The organism is Psychrobacter sp. TB55-MNA-CIBAN-0194 (assembly GCF_040309505.1).
In the GTDB taxonomy this organism is placed as follows: domain Bacteria; phylum Pseudomonadota; class Gammaproteobacteria; order Pseudomonadales; family Moraxellaceae; genus Psychrobacter; species Psychrobacter fozii.
Genome location: NZ_JBEOOW010000255.1, coordinates 1 through 274 on the forward strand (window position 1 = coordinate 1; position 274 = coordinate 274).

Here is a 274-nt window from a genome sequence, read left to right on the forward strand (position 1 = left end):
GTTTACAACTCAGCCAACACCCACATTTTATTAATGGCCCAGTATTTGGTCGTTTAGCTGATCGTTTTAGCCAAAAAAGTCTGCTCGATGAATTAGCTGTCGCCACATCGCCTTGGCAGTTAGTTAATGACAATACCACCACGCAAACACTGCATAATGCCTATGGTGAACGGGTATTATTAAAACGTCGCACCGGCGGTTATGACGGTAAAGGCCAACATTGGCTCAAGCAGGCAGAAGCGACAACCATCCCTGCCGATTGGCGCAATGAAGC

1 protein-coding gene is annotated in these 274 nt (G+C 47.1%); it reads left to right on the top strand.

What is annotated here, in order from left to right:
• Nucleotides 1-274: ATP-grasp domain-containing protein (locus AAEY75_RS15050; protein WP_352260032.1), on the top strand; the 274-nt coding region annotated here is incomplete at both ends.